The organism is Aeromonas molluscorum 848 (assembly GCF_000388115.1).
GTDB lineage: Bacteria > Pseudomonadota > Gammaproteobacteria > Enterobacterales > Aeromonadaceae > Aeromonas > Aeromonas molluscorum.
This window is the reverse complement of the sequence record NZ_AQGQ01000003.1, coordinates 64,925-85,127: the sequence shown is the minus strand read 5'-3', so window position 1 is coordinate 85,127 and position 20,203 is coordinate 64,925. Positions and strand designations below refer to the sequence as shown.

Here is a 20,203-nt window from a genome sequence, read left to right as displayed (position 1 = left end):
ATTCAGGGAGCCGGTGATGGTGGCGCTGCCGGGGGCAACGGCGGTAACCAGACCAGAGGGGCTGACGGTTGCAACAGCAGGGGCGCTGCTGGTCCAACTGACACTGGCGGTAACATCCAGGTTGCTACCATCGTCGTAGCTGCCGTTAGCTGCGAGCTGAGCTGTCAGGCCGGCAGCCAGGGTCAAGGGAGGCGTCGTGATCGACAGACCGTTCGGGTTGAGGGTTGCGCTAGTGACTGTGACCATCAGAGTGACTGTTTGTCCGTCAAGAGTCCCGGTGATGGTCGCAGTGCCAGCGCCGACGGCGGTGACCAGGCCAGTCAAACTGACGGTGGCGACAGCCGGATCACTGCTGACCCAGCTGACGGAGGCAGTGACATCCACAGTGGTGCCATCGCTATAGCTGCCGGTAGCGGCGAGTTGAGCTGTCAGGCCAGCGGCAAGGGTCAGGGGGGGGATTGGCTATGGTCAGGCCGCCCTGATTGAGGGTGGCATTGGTGACAGTGAGACTGAGGCTCTTTGTCACGCCGAGCAGGCTGGCAGACAGAGTGGTACTGCCGGTCGCCATGGCTTTGACAAGGCCTTGGGTGCTGATGGTGGCGATGCTGGTATTACTGCTCAACCAGGCGACTTGGCTGGACACGTCCTGAGTGCTCTGATCGCTGAGGGTTGCAATAGCTGTCAGCTTGTTCGTCAGCCCCTTGGCCAGGGTTAGACTGGTTGGAGTTATCTGGATCTGGCTGATGGTGGCATTGGTGACAGAGATAGTTATCTGGCCTGTCGCTTCTTGCAAGTTGGCGGTGACAATCGCAGTGCCGCTTGCCTTGCCGGTGATCTGCCCTTTCGCATCGACAGACAGCAAGGTGGGTTGATTGCTGATCCAGCTGGCTTGAGAAGAGATATCTTTGCTGCTTCCGTCCGAGAAGCTGGCCATGGCTGTTAGTTGCAGTTTGAGCCCCCTTGCCAACTTGGACGCAGGGGCTGTGATCTGAATATTGGTGACGATGGCACTCGTAGCTTCAAACATGGAGCTGTTACTCGTCACGCCTTGATAGCTGGCGGTGATGGTGGATTGCCCCAATTCCATGGCTTTAGCCAACCCACTGTCATCTATGGTGGCGACTGAGGGGACAGAGCTGTTCCAGGTCACCTTGGTGGTGACATCCTCAGTGGTGCCATCGCTGTAGGCACCTACCGCCTGATATTGGGTATCGATACCTAGCGGGATCTGGGGATCAACCTCCGCTCGGGCCTGAGTTCCGACGGGATTGGCGGTAATTTGGAGACTCGTTAATTTCTTGGCAGGACTTGGGCTGGGAGAATTACTATCGTCTCCGCCGCCACCCCCTCCACCACAGGCAAACAATATCAAACTAAACAACAGTGGAAGAAAAATATTCAGCATCCTGCTCATAGTATTTCCCCTTACACATTCTTCGCTTATATGGATTAAATGGCTGATATGGTTTTCGTATCGCGTGAATAGCCGTTTACATCTATCTATTGTGTGGTTATCAGATTGATTTTAAATTTGTTATTTTTGATTGGTAATGGAATGGCTTATTAACACCATGCTCTGTGCGGTTATATGGCATCATATTGATAATATTTTCCAAGAGGGTTTAATGTGAGCCATTAATTAATCAAAAAGTATCTACTCCTTTAATCGCCAACCTCTATTGATATTAATGACATTTATTTTGTTTATATGTTTAGGCAATAAAACCCGATAGCGCCACACTCTATTGATAGAATAAAAAGTAAGGTGTTTTTTCAAAAACTGGTAATGTTTGTTATATCAATATGGTCTGCTCTCTTCTGAACGAGGCAGGTTCAGATGCTTGAGTGAGGATGGCTGAGGGGCAGCCAGTTACTGCGCTGATGCGGAGAAAGGGCAGCGTTGCGGGTCGAGATAACGACCAGATCGACCATAGCGTCATGTCAGAGATTGCGTCAGTAGACCCAATAACCGGCGAGCAGCAGGCTCAGAGTACAAAAGCTTGTTTCAATGGCACCTCCACTCTTGAGCGACCAACCAGGAAGGCGAAAGCGCTGTTTGAGTGGCCAGAACAGGGGAATGCCTGCTGGGGTTAGCCAGTCGCCAAGCAAGTGGCTCAGATAACCAATGATGAGTGCGTCTTTAACCGCGAGAGGCACACAACCCGCCATGAGATCGCTATTGAGTCCCAAGATGCATAATGCGACCGCCAGCAAACTGTGCGTGAAGCCTCGATGGCCTGTCATGCGGGAGAGGGGGATGGAGATCCAGCGTAGCCTCTGGCCCAGTACCGAGTTGGGGTGATCCAGATCAGGCAGCAGCGAACTGGCCAGGGCGGCAAGCACCGTCTGGGCTAGATTGGCATCGGCCAGGGCTGGCGTGAGCGGTAGCTTGTGGGCGAGCAGGGCGCAGGTGACGGAGAAAATCAGGTGCCCTTGGGCTGTCATGGTAACCGGGATGCGAGTTGAGCGGCGGCGCATCTTAGCAGCTCAGAACTGCTTGTCGGCAACTATTTGAAACCAGCGGGTTTTCAGGTCACCAAATGCTCGAATCATGACCCATGGCGAGCCGATTTCTGCTTTGCCTCGCCAGCTGTGGTGTGATGAGCCCGATATGGTTGGCAGAATTGCCCATGGCTGACATGACTCTGTCAGCCGAGTCGCCCCTTCTGCAACCACCGGTCGAGGGCATTGGCGAAGTTCTGTTTGTCTGCTTGGTTGAAAGGTGCAGGACCACCGGTCTGAACCCCAGCCGATCGCAGTTCTTCCATCAGATTACGCATGCCGAGACGGGCCTTGATGGTCTCTTTGGTATAGATCTCGCCGCGCGGATTGAGCGCCTCGCCACCGGCATCTATGACCCAGGAGGCCAAGGGGATATCCCCGGTGATCACCAGATCTCCCGGTACAACCTGCTGGGCGATGACGTGATCCGCCACATCAAAACCCTGCTCCACTTGCTGGGTCTTGATATAGGGAGAGGGGGGGACCCTCAGTCCCTGATTGGCGACCAGGGTGGTGAGCATCTTGGCGCGATGGGCGGCGCGGTAGAGGATCTCCTTGACCGGAGTGGGGCAGGCGTCGGCATCGACCCAGATGGGCATGGTTTGATATCCAGAATATGAAGGTGCCCCATCTTATCATGGCTTGGGGCAAAGCTGAGTCGGGGCCAGCTTTGGTGTAAGCTGGGCGACTGTCGCCGTGCTGTGGCTGAGGCGAACAAATGTCATCCAGCGTAATGAGAGGAGGTGTCGTGGATCTGGTACCCAATGATTTCATCTATGGTTTGACCCTGGACGGTAAGGGTGGCCAGCATCCGTTAGATGCAGGCGCCGAGTTGCCGGCCCAGCAACCGAGCTGGCTGCACCTGGATTACGGCAACCCGGAGGCGGCCCGCTGGTTGCTGCAGACTCCATTGCTGGGAGATGCGGCCCGCGAGGCGCTGCTTGGCCAGAGCAACAGACCCAAGTTGGTGCGGATGGGGGAGACAGTGCTGCTGATCCTGCGCGGCATCAACCACAACCAGAATCACAAGCCCGAAGAGATGGTGGCCCTGCGTATCTTCATTACCCCGGATCTCATCATCAGCAGCCGCCGTCGTCCTCTTTTGTCGGAGAAGGATGTATTCGAGCAGCTGCAGCTGGGCGGTGGGCCGGATAACCCGGCCGATTGGCTGGTGGAGATCTGTGATGCCCTGACCGATCGCGCCGGTGAGTTCGTCGAGGAGCTGCACGATCAGATCCTAGCGCTGGAGGAGCAGGTGCTGGAACGGGAGCTGCCGACCAATGGAAAGCTCGCCCGCATTCGCAAGCAGCTGATCATGATCCGCCGTTACCTCTCTCCGCAACGGGATCTCATTGCGCGTCTCGCCAGCGAGAAGATCAGCTGGTTCGACGAGGACGACAGGCGCCGTCTGCTCGACATAGCCGACCGCTTGCGGCGTTGGCTGGATGATCTGGATGCGGGGGTCGCCCGCACCGGTGTGCTGGCGGACGAGATCAACAACATGGTGGCGGAGGCGACCAACCGTCGCGCTTATCAGATGTCGGTGATGGCGCTCCTGTTTCTCCCCGCCAGCTTCCTGACGGGCTTGTTCGGCATAAATCTGGGCGGTATGCCGGGAGCCGGGAGTCCGCTTGCCTTCTGGGTGTTTTGCGCCTCCCTGACCAGCCTGGCCGTCGTGCTCGCCCTCTGGCTCAAACATCGGCACTGGTGGTGACCATGACGCTTTGGCAATCTTTCGGGCTGGCTCTGCTGGTGTTGCTGGCTCATGGTCTGATCCGGCGCATCATCAGACGCAGCCTGCGGGTGCTCGGACGCACCAAGCAGGTGAGCGAGAGCCGGGTCGGCTACGTCGAGCATGTGTTTCACTTCCTGCTTGGCAGCGCGACCCTGCTGGTACTGGCCGGAGTCTGGGGTCTCGATTTTTCCCGGTTGGTGGTACTTGCCTCCTCCTTCTTCGCGGTACTCGGGGTCGCCATGGTGGCCCAGTGGTCGATTCTCTCCAACATCACCGCCAGCATCACCATCTTCTTCGCCTTCCCGTATCGGATCGGGGACAGGATCCGCATTCTCGACAAGGATGATTCCGTCACCGGTGTCATCCTCGAGATAGGGCTTTTCTATGTGCAGGTGCGCGACGATCATGGCGATCTGGTTACCTATCCGGCCAATCTGTTCCTGCAAAGACCGGTGCGCAGACTGGAATCCTCCGCGCCTCCCGACGTGCCGAGCCAGCCAGAATAGGGGCTGTGCCCCTTCGCTGTAACTTGAGAGGCTAACAAGAAGACCCCGCCATGGCGGGGTCTTTGTTATCAGGGGCTGAGTGTTTGGGTCAGCGCTCAAAGAAGTGATAGAGGTGCTCGACCTGGATAGGGCAATCGGCCACTTTGTGGATATGGTCCCGTGCTTCGTCTACCGTGCCGAAACTGAGCGGCAAGCCGAAGCTGTCGGTCAGTTCAAACAGGCGTCCTCCCTCTCCGCGAAATTCGACGATCCAGCCAGGCAGCATGGCATCGTGCACAATTTCTGCCTCCTGTATCCCTTGCTGCCGATAGATCTGGCGTAGTTCATTGACTGTCATACCGACCTCCTCCTGCTCGAAGCGGCGTCATGACAAGTCTAGTCCTTGCCAGGGCTGGCCTCGGTTTTGGCGACATTTTCTTTGGGGGGTTGCAGCGCAATGATCAGCTCACCCGGCACCGGTGCTACCGAGCCCGTCACCACCTGGGTGTGCTGTCTGGCATCCATGATGAACAGGGGGATGGCGCCGGGGTTGGCGGCCTGATAGGCAACCCAGTCGAAGGTTTCGGAGAGGCGGGTCGCCTTGATCTGGCCACCCCGGGCCAGCAGACCGCTCAGGCGGGCGAAGTTGACGTCACTGCCAAACAGCACTTGGCGGGCCCGGAAGGTAGCGCTCTCACGGTTGGCCTTGCCATGGACATCGCTCGAGCGCAGCGAATAGATCTTATCCTCGCCAAACTGGTGGGAGAAGTGCAGCACGCCCAGGGCATTGTTGTGGCGATTGGGCGAGAGGGCCAACACGGTGCTGATGCTGGTGAGCGGCAGGTGCAGCTCGGCATGTTCGGACTGGGGGTTGCCGAAGTAGCAGGGTAGGTTGCTCATGCGAGCCAGCTTGCAGTGTTCCCAGGCGGGATCCGATAGATAGACGGGGACGCCCTGATCCGCCAGCGCTTTGCCGATGGCGCGCGCCACCGAGTTGGCCCCGATCAGCAGCCAGGTATTGGGGGTGGGCTGACGCATGCCGAGCAGGCCGGCCAGCGGCGCCGAGGTGAGGCTCTGCAACACTACGGTCGAGATGATGACGGCGAACACCAGGGGAACCAGCTTACCCGCATCCGGGATCCCGGCTTCACTGAGGCTGATGGCAAAAGAGGCGCTGACCGCCGCGGCGACTATGCCCCGCGGGGCTATCCAGCTGAGCAGGGCCTTGGCTCGCCAAGGCAGGCTGGAGTTATGGGTCGAGACTAGGATGCAGAGCGGGCGGGCCACGAACTGCACCACGCACAGCAAGACAAGTACCATGGGACCCAGTTGCCACAACTGGGCCAGATCGAGACGGGCCGCCAGCAAAATGAACAGGGAAGAGATAAGGATGACGGCGAGGTCCTCCTTGAAGGTCAGCACCTCTTCCAGATCCAGACCATCCTGGTTGGCAAGCCAGATACCAAAAACCGTCACCGCCAGCAGACCAGACTCATGGCTGAGCCAGTCAGACAGGGTAAAGGTGGCGAGTACCAGGGCCAGCACCCCGAACTTGTGCAGGCTGACCGGCAGCCAGTCTTTGCGGATGATGAGGGTCGTGATCCAGCCTGCGGCCACCCCGATGAAGGAGCCTATGCCGACGGTTTTGGCCAGGGCCCAGAGGGTATGGGTCACCATCTCTTCCTGGCTGCCGAGCAGTACAGCTTCGAAGATCAGTACCGCGAACAGAGCGCCGATGGGATCGATGACGATCCCCTCCCAGCGCAATATCTTGTCTATCTCCTTGACCGGGCGGATGACGTTGAGCATGGGGGCCACGACTGTCGGTCCCGTCACCACCAGCACGGCGCCGAGCACCATGGCCACCCGCCAATCCAGGCCGAGCAGGAAGTAGCTGGCGGCGCCTATCACCGCAAAGCTGGTCAGCATGCCGATGGAGCAGAGGTTGCGCACCACCTTGCCGATGCCCTTGAGCTCGGCAAGATGCAGGGTCAGTGCCCCTTCAAACAAGATGACGGCTACCGACAGCGAGACCAGGGGAAACAGCAGGTCTCCCAGCAGCAGATCCGGATTGAGCACGCCGGTCACCGGGCCGAGCAGCAGCCCGGTCAACAGTAAAAACAGAATGGCGGGGACCCGCAGGGCCCAGGCCAGCCATTGGGCCAGCAAGGAGATCAGCGCGATCCCCGCTAACGAAAGTGCGGTCATGGCTACCTCATAAAGGGAGTAGAAAGAGCAGGCTTGGATGTATTGCTGTCAGCCTGACACCCTAGCTCGATTGAGACAAGTAGGCTAGCCGCAAGAGGGGCATTCGGGGGAGCGAAATCGGGGTTAAATGGGACTTTCTTTGTGGAGCTCGCCGACGCAGTGGGCGACGGCCAGCACCAGCGAAGATCGCACCATCTGGTCCTGACGGGCGAGTTGCATCTGATAGAAGGTCCAATCCTCTTCCGAGGCGGGCGGCTCCAGCTCCATGAGACCGGCGCGGTTGATGCCATGCAGTCGATCGAGCAGATCGCGCACCGGTTTGTCACTGAATCGGTAGTCTTTGGGGTCGCGCACCAGAAAATCGCGGATTTTCAGGTAAACGTCTATGTCCTGATAGAGCTCGAGAGAGACCAGGCCGAGGGCGAAAATGAGCTTGAGGCGCACCTCTATCTGGCCCAAGGGGCCACTCTGGTTGAGCAGGGGCTCGATGGCGTATTTGACGGCATACTCTTCCTGGCGAAAGGCGCGCCGCATCAGGGAGTCCACGGCCTCTTCCAGGATGGTGACGACTTCGAGGAAGAAGCCGCGGGGGCCATCCTGCTCGTTGAGTCGTTCCAGTACATCATCTTCCTGGTGTGTGGTCATAAATCAGTCGGGTCCAGCTAGTCATGAGCAGGGAGGGGGGGATCCCCTCCCTGTGAGTCCGGTTAGAGTGCCTGGTAGCGGGCCGTGATGGCCGCGACCAGCGGATTGGCCGGGTCCAGGCCGGTCACCTGTACCAGTGTGGTCGCCACCCCATTCGTCTCAATGGCGGCCTGCAACTCGACCGCCTGGGGATCCTCTGCGTTGCGGTAATGCAGGGCGGCGGCTATGCCTTCCTGCAATCCCTCATTGGGCAGGTCGTATTCCAGGGTGCCGAGCAGCGGTTTGATGAGCCGATCCTGGGCCCCCAGCTTGCGCAGTGGCTGGCGCCCGACCCGGTCGACCTCGTCAACCAGATAGGGATTGGCGAAACGGGCCAGGATCTTTTCGATGTAGGCGGCGTGTAGTCGGGGATCGAAGCCGTAGCGCTTGACCAGTACGGCGCCGCTCTCCTCCATGGCCCGGCGCACCTTGCTGCGGATCACCGGATCCTCTATGGCATCGCGTATGGTCTGGTAGCCCATCAGTTTGCCGAGGTAGGCGGTGATGCTGTGCCCCGTGTTGAGGGTGAACAGCTTGCGTTCGACGAAGGCCATCAGATTATCCGTGGTCTCCATGCCCGCCACCAGGGGCAGGGCACCCTTGAATTGGGTCTGGTCGACAATCCACTCGCTGAAGCTCTCTACCGTGACTTCCAGGGGGTCATCGTTGGCCGCGGCAGGCGGCACTATGCGATCCACCGCCGAATCAACGAAGCCGACACAGGATTCGAGGGTGGCATGATACTCGAGCGGCAGGTACTTGAGTACCTCCTGCTTGAGGTGAGTGGTGCCGCGCACCATGTTCTCGCAGGCGATGACGTTGAGGGGGTTGAGATTGCCCGCCACGAAGCGAGCCTGCAAGCCTTTGGCCAGGGTGCTGGCGATCTTGTCCAGTATGTTGGGACCCACCGCCGTGGTGACCAGATCGGCGGTGATGATACGGGCAATCACCTCGGGGCCTGCGGAGCTGACCGCAGCTACATTGCGTACCACATCCAGTTTCTGATCCGCCCCCACCACATGCACCTTGTACTCCTGGCTGTGGTTTAGCTGATCTATCAGCGTTTCGTTGACGTCGGCGAAAGTAACCTGATGGTTGGCGTCGGCAAGCAGTTTACCGATGAAGCCACGACCGATATTACCGGCACCAAAATGCAATGTTTTCATGAAATTAACCTCTTTAACCAATGATGTGAGCAGGTTCAGGCAGCTTGTTCGCCACCGAGCAAGTCCAGAAACTCCTGAGGATCCTGGGTACTGGCCAGTCGGTCGATAAGACCGGGCTCATCCAGCGCATTGGTCAGGCGGGTTATTACCTGAATGTGTTCGTCGTTGCGGGCCGCGATGCCAATCACCAGGCGGGCCACCTCATCGGCCGCCTCGCCGAAGGCGACGCCGGCCGGGTACTGGCAGATGACGATGCCGGTACGGATCACCTTCTCCTTGGCGGCTATGGTGCCGTGGGGCACGGCGATCGACTCGCCAAGGTAGGTGGAAACCAGCTGTTCACGCTCCAGCATGGCATCCACATAGCTGGCTTCGACATAGCCCCGTTCGGCCAGCAGGGCTCCGGCGGCCTTGATGGCGGCCTCTTTGCTGTCGGCCATGAGGCCGAGCTGGATATCCTGGTGACTCAAGGTGAACACCTGGGGATCCTGCTGCTCATAGCTGTCATCATTGGCCGCAACCAGCAGGGTGGGGCGAGCCACATCGTCGTTGGCAGCCTGGGTCAGGCTCAGCTCCTGCACCATGGCTTGATAGAGTCCGTTGTCGAGGAAGTTGGTCAGGGAGATATGGCGTGCATTCGGTGCGTGGCGACGAGCCCGCTCGGTCAGGTCCTGGTGGGTAATGACCCAGTCCACCTGATCGTCGAGCTGGTCGATGGCACGATTGGTGACGCTGATGTCGAGCCCGGCGGCCTGCACCCGTTTGCGCAGCATGCCGGCACCCATGGCGCTGGAACCCATGCCCGCATCGCAAGCAACCACGATGTTGCGTACTGCCAGCAGTTCACCACCCGGTTTTTTGGCGGCGACAGTGTCGTTTTTGCCACCCTTCATGGCTTTCATCTTGCGAGTGGCTTCACCCAGGGCATCGGCCTCGTCGGCTTCCGGTTGCTGGGCACGGACGAAGATGGCGGCAACCAGGAAGGAGACCAGGGTTGCGCTGATGATGGAGAGGGCGACCCCGATCAGGGAGGCTTTCGGCGTCATCAACAGCACGGCGAAGATGGAACCCGGTGAGGCGGGGGAGACCAGACCTGCGTTGAACAGGGTCAGGGTGAAGACCCCTGTCATGCCACCGGCGATCACCGCCAGGATGAGGCGTGGGTTCATCAGTACGTAGGGGAAGTAGATTTCGTGGATACCGCCGAAGAAGTGAATGATGGAGGCACCGGCGGCAGACTGCTTGGCCGCGCCACGGCCAAATACCATGTAAGCGAGCAGTACGCCCATGCCTGGGCCCGGGTTTGCTTCGATCAGGAAGAAGATGGACTGGCCATGCTCGGTTGCCTGCTGAATGCCCAGCGGCGAGAAGATACCGTGATTGATGGCGTTGTTGAGGAAGAGGATCTTGGCCGGTTCAACGAAGATGGAGGTGAGCGGCAGCATGTGGTTTTCCACCAGGAAACCCACCCCACCGGCCAGTACGCCAGAGAGCACCTTGACGAAGGGGCCGATCACGAAGAAGGCGAGGATGGCGAGCAGCATGCCGATGATGCCGGCGGAGAAGTTGTTGACCAACATCTCGAAACCGCTCTTGACGCGGCCTTCCATCGCCTTGTCGAAACGCTTGATGACCCAGCCACCGAGCGGGCCGACCATCATGGCCCCCATGAACATGGGGATGTCGGTACCGACGATGACACCCATGGTGGTGATGGCACCGACTACGCCGCCCCGCTCACCGCCCATCAGCTTGCCGCCGGTATAGCCAATCAGCAGCGGCAGCAGGTAGGTGATCATGGGGCCAACCAGCTTGGCCAGTGTCTCACTGGGCAGCCAGCCGGTGGGAATGAAGAGGGCGGTAATAAAGCCCCAGGCGATGAAAGCGCCTATATTGGGCATGACCATATTGGACAGGAAGCGTCCAAAATTCTGTATCTTGACTTTGGTATCCGGTGATAACATGACGGCACCCCGTTTTGAGCCTGTGTGATTAAAAGTGGTAGTCGGGATAACGGGTTTTGCCGAACCCTCATCCCTGTCGTCTAAGCAACTTCAATCTACCACTTCATTATCAGACTGGGCTGGAAACGGGGTGTCTTGTGATGTTTGTCACATATACCTGGCCTACCCCCCACCATTTGTAGTGATTCAGGTCACATCTTTTCGCCGTATCTTGGCGACATTTCGATCTTTCCTGCCAAAATTGCCCATCAATTGAGATCTGGGTCACTTTATTGGGTTTGCGCAAACCCCCTGTCAATGTGATGCGTGTCTCATTTTGGTAATTTGTATCCAATTGAGGCAGTGCCTGTGCTGGGATTTATAATGACCTCACCGATGAATAAAGTGCAATCAGTCATTAATAATCAATGAATCAGTTATTTTGTAACCCACTTTCAGGTTCTCATCGCTGACTGTCAGTCAAGCCAGTCTGGTATTGGCAAGCCACTTGAGTCTTTTTTTGGGCCGTTCAGTGCCCTGCTCAGCGAGCACGCGTGCCGGGAGGACGGCCTCCCTTCGACCCTGTGTGTCGGGTTAGTCACACAGTGGCCGACCCTTGATCCCCCTTTGTCTCATCCATAAAAAAAGCCCGCAGAAGTTGCGGGATTTTTGCATCGAGCGGCAGGGTTTTGGCTTATTCCGCCTTGGGGGCCGCTTCGGCAGGGGCCTCGGTGCTCTCGGCTACCGTGTTCTCGGCCACTGTGCTGTCGGCCACCGGGGCTTGCGGGGCTGGGCCCGGGACCAACGCCACCGCCGGTTTGGCAATGAGGGAGCGGGTCTCTTCCACCGCTTCGGTCAACTTGACCTCGATAACCTGGCCCAACTCATAGACCACCTCTGTCTTGTCGAGATAGACGCGGCTGTTGTCCCAGCTGCACTCCAGCCTCTCCTTGTTGTCGAGGATATGACGGGCGGGCATGAAGACCACGGCGCCATTCTCCTGCAACCTGAGCTTGAGACCGGCGCGCATCACGTCGATGATCTCGCCGTTGAAGATCTGATCGGTGCCAGCGGCGCTCTGCAGGAAGCGGACATAGAGCCAGTCGCCGATACCGCGCTCCACCATGCGATGCAGACGACGGCAAGCGGTCAGGTGCTCGGTCAGTTCCAGACTGGGACCGCGGACCCGGTGCCTTGCCGGCGATCACCGCCTTGAGCAGGCGGTGGTTGACCATGTCGCCGTACTTGCGAATTGGCGAAGTCCAGGTGGCATAGGCATCCAGACCCAGGCCGTAGTGAGCGCCCGGTTCGGCGGACATCAGAGCATAGCTCTGGAAGCGGCGGATCTTGCCATCCAGCCAGCGGGTGTCCAGGTTGTCTATCCAGCGGCGCAGGGCGCAGAAACCGGTGAGGCTGGCGATCTCTTCCTTCTCGAAGGGGGCATCGGCAGTCTTGAGCAGCTCCATGGCACCATCGAGGGACTCTTCATCGAAACCTGTATGGACGTTGAAGATGCCGTAGCCAACCTGCTTGCCCAGCACGCGACCGGCGCAGATGTTGGCAGCGATCATTGACTCTTCCACCATACGATTGGCGATGCGGCGCGGCTCGACGTGGATGGCCAGTACGGCCCCATTCTCACCCAGCTCGAAGTCGTAATCTGGGCGGTCCGGGAACACCAGGGCGTGCTCGGTACGCCAGGCGATACGGGCTTCGGTCATGGCTTTCATCAGCGGCAGCTGGGCCATTACGCCGGCGTCTATGGTCAGTTCCTTGCCATGTTCGGCCCAGTCGGAGACGTCGTCATAGCTGAGGCGGGCATGGGAGATGATGCGGGCGGCGAAGAACTCGGTCTCTTCCAGCAGCAGGCCATCTTCGGCAATGAGCAGGCGTGCGCACAGGGTGTTGCGCTCCTCGCCCTCTTTCAGGGAGCAGAGCTCATCGGAGAGGGTGCGCGGTATCATGGGCACGTTACGGCCCGGCATGTAGACGGTGAAGGCACGCTTGGCGGCCTCCAGGTCCAGCTCGCTGCCTTCGGCCACATAGGCGGTCGGATCGGCGATAGCGACCAGCAGTTCCCAGCCGTTGTCCAGTTTGCGGATGGCCAGGGCGTCATCCATGTCCTTGGTCTTGGCGCCATCGATGGTGAAGAAGGGTACCTGAGTCAGATCGGTACGCGGCAGCTCTTCCTCTTCAATGACCTTCCACTCGGGCAGATCAGCCGGCTCTATCTGGGCCAGGCTGTGACGGGCCAATACCACCCACCAAGGCACATTGTGATCGTCCTGGTCGGCGATGAGCTCGGTAATTTCGGCGGAGAAGTTGCCATCGGCCAGGGCATGGCGCTTAAGGGTGGCGACCACCCAGTCCCCTTCCTTGAATGACTTCTCATCCAGTCCCTTCTTGGCACGAGCCTTGATGGCATCCTTGATGAGGGGGTGATCCGGTACCACATTGAGGCGGTCGCGGAACATCTTGACGCGGCCGACGAAGCGGGTCACCGCCTGCTCCAGCAGGGCATCCGGCTCGGCGACCTCCTTCTCTTTTTCGGTGCGGATCAGGGCACTCACGCGATCCCCGTGCATCACCTTCTTCATGTAGGGGGGCGGCACGAAGTAGCTGGTCTTCTCATCCACCTCCAGGAAGCCAAATCCCCGATCGGAGGCGCGGATCACCCCTTCTTTCTTGGGGATGTTTTCGCGGATCTGTTGTTTGAGCTGGGCCAGCAAGGGATTGTCTTGGAACATATGTGAGGAACCTGAGTGAAAACCTGATGAAGAATCGCCCAGCACTATACGTTTTTCACCCCGCAAAGCCAAGGCGACTGGGCTGATCCCCCGGCCGCTGAGGGTTCGCTGGGCTCAACTCAGCGCAGCCTGCCCCTGGCTTATCAGACGCTGGGAGATCTGTTTGTGCAGGCCTCGTTCCAGCAGCCAGCGGTGCCAGTAGAGGGTCTCTATCAGGTGACGGTCCGGGCAGAGATCCAGCAAACGGCCGGACTGGAGCTGGGCGCGGATCTGCAATTCGGGGATGAGACAGTAGGCCAGCCCCTGCTCCGCCATGGCGACGAAGGCCTCGGAAGAGTGGACTATGTGGCATGGGTAGCCACCGGGCTCAAGACCAAATTCACGACGCAAGAAACTGATGTGCATGTCATCCCGGGGATCGAAGGCCACTCCGGGAGCCTTGGCCAGTGCTTGCGGGGTGAGGCCCTCTGGAAAGTGGCGGGCCATGAAGGCGGGGCTGGCGGTCAAGACGTAACACATCTGGCCGAGCTCATCGACGCTGCAGCCAGGCAGTGGCTGCGGGTGCAGGCTGACGGCACCGAATGCCTGACCCTCGCGCACCTTGTCCAGGGTGCGGCTCTCATCATCGACCAACAGGTTGAGTTCGATGGGAAATCTTTCCAGCAGAGGGGCCAGGGCCGGTAGAAACCAGGTGGCCAGGCTGTCGGCATTGACCGCAATGCTGATGCGGATCGGTGCCTGGGGGCTGGCAGGGGCCAGTTCGCTGCTCAGTTCCTGCTCGAGCTGGCGTACCTGGCGGTAGTGGGCCAGCAGTTTTTGCCCCAGTGGCGTCGCCTGTAGCGGCTGACTACGGATGATGAGGGGCTCGGCAAATTGCTGTTCGAGCTGCTTGATGCGCTGGGAGATGGCGGACTGGGTCAAGTGCAGGCGCTGGGCGGCACGATCGAAGTTCTGTTCCTGCATCACGGCATCCAGGGCCAGCAGCAACTTGTAATCCAGAGCCTTCATCAATATCCCTTATCAATATGACTATTCAGAAGTCACTCTACTCTGGGTGCCGAAGGGGAGGCAAGGCGGCCCGGACGTTCGGCCATGCATTATCGCTGCCGCATTAAACACTGTTAAAAGTGACAGTAGCCGCAAGGGATCCAAAGGACGATACTCCATCACGTCCGTTTCTGCGTGGGGTGGGATCGGACTAGCGTGAGTGCTTTATCCCGGGATCTTCCCGGGATTTTTTATGGGGTAAGGGGAGACAGCTCCGCCATGGTCTGTGTAGTGACCGCGTAGCGGGCGCGCGACGGCGGCGGCGAACCGTTCATCGAGCTGGAAACGGATGCCGACACCGCGCACCGCCCCCAGATCAACGGCTTGCCGATGGCCGAGCCGCTCAATTGGCAGGCCCAGTCGACGAAAGATGCGCTCGACCGGCAGACTGACCACGGCGATAAGCTCACGGATCTGGTGGGCGAGGGCGAAGGCATACACCTCGCGAAAGATGACGCAGGTGAGTTCGCTGACACCGTTGTCGAGACGCGGAGCCCGGTTGGCGTCGATGGCGAGCCGGGTCAGCTCCCAGACATCCTGATGGCGAGGTGGGGCCTCGCCGGCGAGGGCGGTGGGGAAGATGGTGGGCAGCATGTAATCCTGGGCACAGCTGAGCAGGCGGATACAGCCACATAGCCCCTGTTCGTCTTCGATCAGAACCCAATGAGTATCCGGACCATCGAAGTTATCTCGCTCCAGGCCGGAGTGGGATTCTACATCCCAACCGAGTCTTTCGTGGAAAACGCGGTTTCTAAAGCAATAAAGGGAATTTTCTACGGTTTTATCCCAATGACGATTCAGTTTTCCCTTGAAAACACGCATTCTGCTCACTCCATATCCAGGAAGGGCGTTATACTCACGGGCTCGGGAAGGGGACGAAAATGAAACAGGCTCAGCTGCTGGAATACCTTGAACTGTTCACTCGGGTCACGGATGGTGATCAACTGTCTGAGCTGATTGGACGTTTCGCGCTCGGTATGGGCTATGACTATTATCGCTTCGCGCTGATCCTGCCGATGTCGATGCAGCGTCCCAAGGTGGTGCTGTTCAACCGCTGCCCCGACTCCTGGATCCAGGCCTACACGGCCCAGCATATGTTGGCGCGGGATCCCATCATCCAGCTGGCTCGCCACCAGACGCTGCCCATCTACTGGAACCAGCTCGACGAGAAGGTGCGTTTTCTGCAAGCGGGTAGCCTCGATGTCATGAGTCTGGCTGCCGAGTTCGGTCTGCGCAACGGCATCTCCTTTCCCCTTCACGGCCCTACCGGCGAGAGTGGCATTCTCTCTTTCATCACTCGGGAGCGGGCTTCCAGCGATCTGTTGCTGGAGTCTTCCCCCGTGCTCTCCTGGATGTCGACCTACATTTTCGATGCGGCGTTGCGCACCGTGCGACTCGGGTTGCCGGAAGGGGCCGCACAGGAAGTGTTGACGGTACGCGAGACCGAGTGTCTCTCTTGGGCCAGCGAGGGGAAAACGTCCGGCGAAATCGCCAGCATCCTCGGCATCACCGAGCGAACCGTGAATTACCATCTCAATCAGGTGACCCGCAAGACCGGTTCCATCAACCGCTATCAGGCCATCGCCAAGGGGATGAGCAGCGGCATATTGGTGCCCAATCTGGAAGAGGTGGTGGTGACCAATTTTCCGCGTCAGCTGCAGTAACCCGCATCCATCAGGCGTCATCTCTTCATCTTCTCATTGGTGCCCCAGCGGCAGCATTATCGGAAGGGATCTCCTCCTCGACCATTGTCAGATCTAACAATTGACAACCAGAAGCCGATCGTCGTCACGTTCAGGCAGGGTTCCGGTCATTAAATTTTCGAATTAATGAGAAATTTAATGAATTTCTCTTAAATCATCCCATCTCGCATACTGCCGCCATCTTCACTGAGAGACGTTGAACCCATGATGGCGACCAGCTTGCAGGGCTTTGTGTTAGGCCTTGCCATGATAATTCCAATCGGAGCCCAGAATGCCTTTGTGCTGAGTCGGGGCATCCACCGCAACCATCACCTGCTGACGGCGACACTCTGCTGTCTGTGCGATCTCATCTTGATCGGGATAGGGGTGTTTGGTGGCGCCAACCTGCTGGCGGCCAATCCTCTCGGTCTGGCGTTACTGACCTGGGGTGGCGTGCTGTTTCTTGGCTGGTTCGGCCTGCGCTCCCTGCGCAGCGCCTGGCGTGGGCAGGGGGCCACATTGGCGGACTCCTCCCAGCTGATGGGGGTCAAGAGCGTATTGACCATGACCCTGGGTGTTACCTTGCTTAATCCCCACGTCTATCTGGACACGCTCATGCTGCTCGGCTCCCTCGGCAGTCAGTTTGCCGAGCCGTTGCGGCCCGCCTTTGCGGTCGGAGCCATGCTGGCCTCTCTCGTCTGGTTTTATGGCCTGGCATATGGTGCGGCGGCGCTCTCTCCTTGGCTTGCCCGAGGAAAGGTACAGCAGGGTATCGATCTGCTGGTCGGCCTCATCATGCTGGGTCTGGCGTTGCAACTGGCAAGCGGCGCGCTGAACGGCGCATGAGACAAAGGGGAGCTGCGCGTATAAAAAAGCCCTCTCATGGAGGGCTTTTTGTTGGGCAAATGATCAGGGCACCACGGCGGCGTTGACGCTGCCATTGCCCTGGGTCAGTCGCACCTTGGCACCAGGTTGGAAGCTGGGATCAGCCTTTTGCACCACGACTATGCTGCTGCCGTTGTCCTGCTTGATCTCCAGTTCGACGCCATCCACCTGATTGAGCTTGTCACCGGCGGCTTTGCCCGCAGCGGCACCCGCGATGGCGCCCCCGGCGGCGGCTAGGCTGCGCCCGGTGCCGCCGCCTATGGTACTGCCGAGCAGACCACCGACGACGCCGCCGCCTATGGTGCCCAGGATGGAATTCTCTTCGGCCTGGATCTTGACCGGGCGGGTAGAGACTATGGTGCCGTAGCTGACGGTCTGCACCTGCTTGGCTCTGTCTTTGGTATAGACATCGCCAGAATAAACATCGCTGTTGGCGCAACCGGTGACAGCGGCGGCCAGCAGGGCGATGAGGATCAGTCGTTGCAACATAATGGTTCTCCTGAACTTGACTACAAATTAGGCATCAGGGGTCACTCTACCCCTCTCTTCGCCATGATGGCACCCTCAAAGTGTAACCAAGTATGTTGTATCCAAGCTGGCTCACCCAGAGGTCTTAGCGGCTATGTTGCATACCTCGGTCAGACCCTGACGGATCACGTCTACTCCCTGTCCTGGAGAGGCGGGACGATCAACTCATGTTCGAGCAGGCATCTGTCCTCTCCCGGACCGAAGTAGGCTGGCTCCAGCGTCAGTTCACGATAGCCCAGCCGCTCATAGAGGCGCCGGGCCGGATTCACCGGATCGACGGTCAGTCGTACCTGCAGGCAGCCTTGTGTCCTCAGTGCCAGCTCCAGCTTGCGTATGATGGCTTCGGCCAGGCCGAGGCCGCGGGCTTGGGGCAGAACCGCCAGGGAGAGCAACCAGCCCTGAGTGCGCTGCTGTCCGACGCCTCCCAAGCCGTAGCCAAGCAGCTGTCCCTCGCGTTCTGCGACCAGCAGCAAGTCGGGCCACAGATCGACGGCTTGGCGAAAGAAGAAGTCGGGGTAGATAGCTTCGCCAAATACCTGGGATTCAATCTGCCAGATGGCATGCATATCGGCCGGGGTGGCAAGTCTGAGAGTCGGTGTCACTGGGGCTCCTGGGATAGGCGGGCGGAGAATGGTCGGCAAGGGTAGCCCTAGTCAGATCGGGATTCAAGTGGCGGCGACTTGGCGGCAAGCCTTGGCTTGTCTATGTGATGGCCGGGTGGCCAGAAACGAAACAGGGCCTTGAGGCCCTGTTTCTGATGATGCTTATTCCATCAAATGAGGTCGGTGGCCTGCTCCAGCCAGGCGAGATCCTCGCCTTCCAGCAAGGGGCTCAAGCGACGATAAACTTCGGCGTGATACTCGTTGATCCAGCGAAACTCGGCCGGGCTCAGCAGGTCGCGGTCGATGAGACGAGTATCGAACGGCACATAGGTCAGTCGTTCGAAGCCCAGCATGTCGAGCTCACCCTGACGGGGCAGTTCGATCACGATCTCCAGGTTCTCGCACCGAATGCCGAACGCATCTTCCCGGTAGTAACCGGGCTCGTTGGAGAGCACCATGCCCGGCATCAGTGGCACTAGGCTGCCCTTGGGGGCAATGCGCTGGGGACCTTCATGCACGCTCAGGAAGTGGCCCACGCCGTGGCCAGTGCCATGGTCGTAGTTATAACCGGCCTGCCAGAGCGGCATGCGAGCCAGCACATCGAGCTGAATGCCCGCGGTGCCGCGCGGGAAGCGGGCCTGATCCAGGGCAATGTGGCCTTGCAGTACGCGGGTGAACATGGCCCTGTGCTCCTCGGTCACCTCACCCACCTTGACGGTGCGGGTGATGTCGGTGGTACCGTCCAGATATTGAGCACCCGAGTCGACCAGATAGATGGCATCCTGGCCGAAGGTACGCGGCACCCCGTTGGTGTGGCGGTAGTGGCACATGGCGGCGTTGGGGCCGAGCGCCGATATGGTGTCGAAGCTGGGCTCGACATAGTGCTGTTGTTCTTTGCGAAACGCTTCCAGCTGATCGGCAAGGCTAGCTTCATCGACCCCGTCGAACTCACCTGAGAGGATCAGGCGATCCAGCCAGGCGAGGAAACGGGAGACGGCCACGCCATCGCGCAGGTGGGCGGCGCGCATCCCCGTCAGCTCAGTCTCGTTCTTGCAGGCCTTGGGCAGCATAGTGGGATCTTGACCCGCGACCAGAATGGCACCCGCCTCTTCCATGGTCAGCTGGGTCCAGGCGTTGGCGGTGTTGGGATCGGCCAGGACCTTCTGCTGATCTTCACCGATGCGCTTGAGCAGGGCGCCCAACTTGTCGGTGGGGTAGACGGAGACATCTTGACCCACGTGCTGGCTGAAGGCGATGCAGTCGAGCTTGTCGGTATCGACGAAGAAATCCATGCTGGCGTTGGCATAGAGCACGCCAAACCCCAGTACCACGGGCAGGCGCTCGACATCGCGACCGCGCAGGTTGAGCAGCCAGTTGATGGGCTCGGCCTGGGTCAGCAGCACGGCGTCCAGACCACGCTTGCGCAGATCGCTCGCCAGCTGCTCGCGCTTGGCCTGGCTGGACTGCCCGGCCAACTCTTCGCTGTAGAACATGATGGGGTGCTTGCCGGGGGCGGGACGGTCCAGCCAGTGCTGATCGATGGGGTTGTCGGTCACGGCAACCAGTGTGATACCGCGTTCGCTGAGCTGGGCATTGGCATGCTGGTACCAGGTCAGGCTGTGCAGACGGGGGTCGAAGCCGACTCTGGCGCCCGGTTCAAGCTGTTCCGTCAACCAGCTGACATGGGGATCCTCATTGAGGTGCAGGAAGTTGAATACGTGGGCCGGGGTCTGCATGCGGGCCTGCACCGTATAGCGGCCATCGACGAAGAGCGCTGCTTGCTGGGCCAGGATAATGGCCAGACCCGCGGAGCCATTGAAGCCGGTCAGCCAGTCCAGGCGCTCGGCATGGGCCGGAATGTATTCGCCCAGATGTTCGTCATCGTGGGGCACGATGAAAGCGTCCAGTTCCTGCTGGGCCAGGGTGGTCCGGATTTGGGCGACGCGGGTTTCAATGATCTCGAAATGGTTCATGTCGTAATTGCCAGAT

18 protein-coding genes and 1 pseudogene are annotated in these 20,203 nt (G+C 59.3%); 4 read left to right on the top strand and 15 right to left on the bottom strand.

Annotated elements, in window-relative coordinates:
• The 4 genes from G113_RS01540 to G113_RS01525 all read right to left on the bottom strand — a co-directional run.
• Positions 1–432 (bottom strand): Ig-like domain-containing protein (locus G113_RS01540; RefSeq protein ID WP_236611696.1); only part of this gene is annotated, 432 nt, incomplete at its 3' end.
• On the bottom strand, positions 398–1,414 hold the full coding sequence (locus G113_RS01535) for an Ig-like domain-containing protein (RefSeq protein WP_005891953.1): 1,017 nt from the start codon (positions 1,412–1,414) through the stop codon (positions 398–400). The genes G113_RS01535 and G113_RS01540, both read right to left, overlap by 35 nt.
• Before the next feature lie 539 nt (positions 1,415–1,953).
• Complete coding sequence (locus G113_RS01530; RefSeq protein ID WP_040318799.1) at positions 1,954–2,445, bottom strand: metal-dependent hydrolase; 492 nt, start codon at positions 2,443–2,445, stop codon at positions 1,954–1,956.
• Positions 2,446–2,648: 203 nt separating this feature from the next.
• Entirely contained in the window at positions 2,649–3,101 is a 453-nt protein-coding gene (locus G113_RS01525; protein WP_005891949.1) for a YaiI/YqxD family protein, read from the bottom strand.
• 134 nt (positions 3,102–3,235) lie between these two features.
• On the opposite strand from G113_RS01525, the gene zntB reads away from it, so the two are divergent.
• Together zntB and G113_RS01515 are read left to right on the top strand one after the other, a co-directional pair.
• Positions 3,236–4,216 (top strand): zinc transporter ZntB, encoded by a 981-nt coding sequence (gene zntB, locus G113_RS01520; RefSeq protein ID WP_040318798.1) that lies wholly within the window; start codon positions 3,236–3,238, stop codon positions 4,214–4,216.
• 2 nt (positions 4,217–4,218) lie between these two features.
• Complete coding sequence (locus G113_RS01515; RefSeq protein ID WP_040318797.1) at positions 4,219–4,743, top strand: mechanosensitive ion channel domain-containing protein; 525 nt, start codon at positions 4,219–4,221, stop codon at positions 4,741–4,743.
• A gap of 88 nt (positions 4,744–4,831) precedes the next feature.
• Here the strand turns inward: G113_RS01515 and G113_RS01510 are convergent, their stop codons facing one another.
• The 8 genes and pseudogenes from G113_RS01510 to G113_RS01475 form a co-directional block, all read right to left on the bottom strand.
• Entirely contained in the window at positions 4,832–5,080 is a 249-nt protein-coding gene (locus tag G113_RS01510; protein ID WP_005891944.1) for a hypothetical protein, read from the bottom strand.
• 38 nt (positions 5,081–5,118) lie between these two features.
• A complete protein-coding gene (locus tag G113_RS01505) occupies positions 5,119–6,930 on the bottom strand; it encodes a cation:proton antiporter (protein WP_005891942.1) in 1,812 nt (603 codons plus the stop codon).
• A gap of 123 nt (positions 6,931–7,053) precedes the next feature.
• Complete coding sequence (locus G113_RS01500) at positions 7,054–7,575, bottom strand: MltR family transcriptional regulator (protein ID WP_005891940.1); 522 nt, start codon at positions 7,573–7,575, stop codon at positions 7,054–7,056.
• Between the two features lie 62 nt (positions 7,576–7,637).
• Positions 7,638–8,780 (bottom strand): mannitol-1-phosphate 5-dehydrogenase, encoded by a 1,143-nt coding sequence (locus G113_RS01495; RefSeq protein WP_005891937.1) that lies wholly within the window; start codon positions 8,778–8,780, stop codon positions 7,638–7,640.
• A 35-nt stretch (positions 8,781–8,815) separates the two neighbouring features.
• Positions 8,816–10,744 (bottom strand): PTS mannitol transporter subunit IICBA, encoded by a 1,929-nt coding sequence (locus G113_RS01490; protein WP_005891934.1) that lies wholly within the window; start codon positions 10,742–10,744, stop codon positions 8,816–8,818.
• 673 nt (positions 10,745–11,417) lie between these two features.
• A pseudogene (locus tag G113_RS01485) lies at positions 11,418–13,470 on the bottom strand (exoribonuclease II).
• 114 nt (positions 13,471–13,584) lie between these two features.
• Entirely contained in the window at positions 13,585–14,478 is an 894-nt protein-coding gene (locus G113_RS01480) for a LysR family transcriptional regulator ArgP (RefSeq protein WP_005891931.1), read from the bottom strand.
• A 204-nt stretch (positions 14,479–14,682) separates the two neighbouring features.
• Complete coding sequence (locus G113_RS01475) at positions 14,683–15,339, bottom strand: acyl-homoserine-lactone synthase (RefSeq protein WP_005891928.1); 657 nt, start codon at positions 15,337–15,339, stop codon at positions 14,683–14,685.
• 59 nt (positions 15,340–15,398) lie between these two features.
• Between G113_RS01475 and G113_RS01470 the strand changes: the two genes are divergently transcribed.
• Together G113_RS01470 and lysE are read left to right on the top strand one after the other, a co-directional pair.
• A complete protein-coding gene (locus tag G113_RS01470) occupies positions 15,399–16,181 on the top strand; it encodes a LuxR family transcriptional regulator (protein ID WP_005891925.1) in 783 nt (260 codons plus the stop codon).
• Between the two features lie 243 nt (positions 16,182–16,424).
• Positions 16,425–17,045, top strand: a complete 621-nt coding sequence (gene lysE / locus G113_RS01465; RefSeq protein WP_005891922.1) for an L-lysine exporter — start codon at positions 16,425–16,427, stop codon at positions 17,043–17,045.
• A gap of 63 nt (positions 17,046–17,108) precedes the next feature.
• On the opposite strand, the gene G113_RS01460 is transcribed toward lysE, so the two are convergent.
• The 3 genes from G113_RS01460 to G113_RS01450 all read right to left on the bottom strand — a co-directional run bounded on the left by G113_RS01460 (position 17,109) and on the right by G113_RS01450 (position 20,187).
• Positions 17,109–17,573: an outer membrane lipoprotein gene (locus G113_RS01460; RefSeq protein WP_005891919.1), complete on the bottom strand. Its 465-nt coding sequence runs from the start codon at positions 17,571–17,573 to the stop codon at positions 17,109–17,111.
• 170 nt (positions 17,574–17,743) lie between these two features.
• Positions 17,744–18,178 carry a GNAT family N-acetyltransferase gene (locus G113_RS01455; protein WP_051106550.1) on the bottom strand — a complete coding sequence of 145 codons (435 nt, stop codon included), beginning with the start codon at positions 18,176–18,178 and terminating at the stop codon, positions 17,744–17,746.
• A gap of 206 nt (positions 18,179–18,384) precedes the next feature.
• Entirely contained in the window at positions 18,385–20,187 is a 1,803-nt protein-coding gene (locus G113_RS01450; protein ID WP_005891913.1) for an aminopeptidase P family protein, read from the bottom strand.
• Positions 20,188–20,203 lie beyond the last annotated feature (16 nt).

Coding starts and splice junctions, on each gene's coding strand:
- G113_RS01505 (WP_005891942.1), bottom strand. CDS start 6,930: ATGACCGCACTTTCGTTAGCGGGGATCGCGCTGATCTCCTTGCTGGCC.
- G113_RS01500 (WP_005891940.1), bottom strand. CDS start 7,575: ATGACCACACACCAGGAAGATGATGTACTGGAACGACTCAACGAGCAG.
- G113_RS01530 (WP_040318799.1), bottom strand. CDS start 2,445: ATGACAGCCCAAGGGCACCTGATTTTCTCCGTCACCTGCGCCCTGCTC.
- G113_RS01515 (WP_040318797.1), top strand. CDS start 4,219: ATGACGCTTTGGCAATCTTTCGGGCTGGCTCTGCTGGTGTTGCTGGCT.
- G113_RS01460 (WP_005891919.1), bottom strand. CDS start 17,573: ATGTTGCAACGACTGATCCTCATCGCCCTGCTGGCCGCCGCTGTCACC.
- G113_RS01480 (WP_005891931.1), bottom strand. CDS start 14,478: ATGAAGGCTCTGGATTACAAGTTGCTGCTGGCCCTGGATGCCGTGATG.
- lysE (WP_005891922.1), top strand. CDS start 16,425: ATGATGGCGACCAGCTTGCAGGGCTTTGTGTTAGGCCTTGCCATGATA.
- G113_RS01470 (WP_005891925.1), top strand. CDS start 15,399: ATGAAACAGGCTCAGCTGCTGGAATACCTTGAACTGTTCACTCGGGTC.
- G113_RS01535 (WP_005891953.1), bottom strand. CDS start 1,414: ATGAGCAGGATGCTGAATATTTTTCTTCCACTGTTGTTTAGTTTGATA.
- G113_RS01455 (WP_051106550.1), bottom strand. CDS start 18,178: ATGCATGCCATCTGGCAGATTGAATCCCAGGTATTTGGCGAAGCTATC.
- G113_RS01525 (WP_005891949.1), bottom strand. CDS start 3,101: ATGCCCATCTGGGTCGATGCCGACGCCTGCCCCACTCCGGTCAAGGAG.
- G113_RS01510 (WP_005891944.1), bottom strand. CDS start 5,080: ATGACAGTCAATGAACTACGCCAGATCTATCGGCAGCAAGGGATACAG.
- zntB (WP_040318798.1), top strand. CDS start 3,236: ATGAGAGGAGGTGTCGTGGATCTGGTACCCAATGATTTCATCTATGGT.
- G113_RS01475 (WP_005891928.1), bottom strand. CDS start 15,339: ATGCGTGTTTTCAAGGGAAAACTGAATCGTCATTGGGATAAAACCGTA.
- G113_RS01495 (WP_005891937.1), bottom strand. CDS start 8,780: ATGAAAACATTGCATTTTGGTGCCGGTAATATCGGTCGTGGCTTCATC.
- G113_RS01450 (WP_005891913.1), bottom strand. CDS start 20,187: ATGAACCATTTCGAGATCATTGAAACCCGCGTCGCCCAAATCCGGACC.
- G113_RS01490 (WP_005891934.1), bottom strand. CDS start 10,744: ATGTTATCACCGGATACCAAAGTCAAGATACAGAATTTTGGACGCTTC.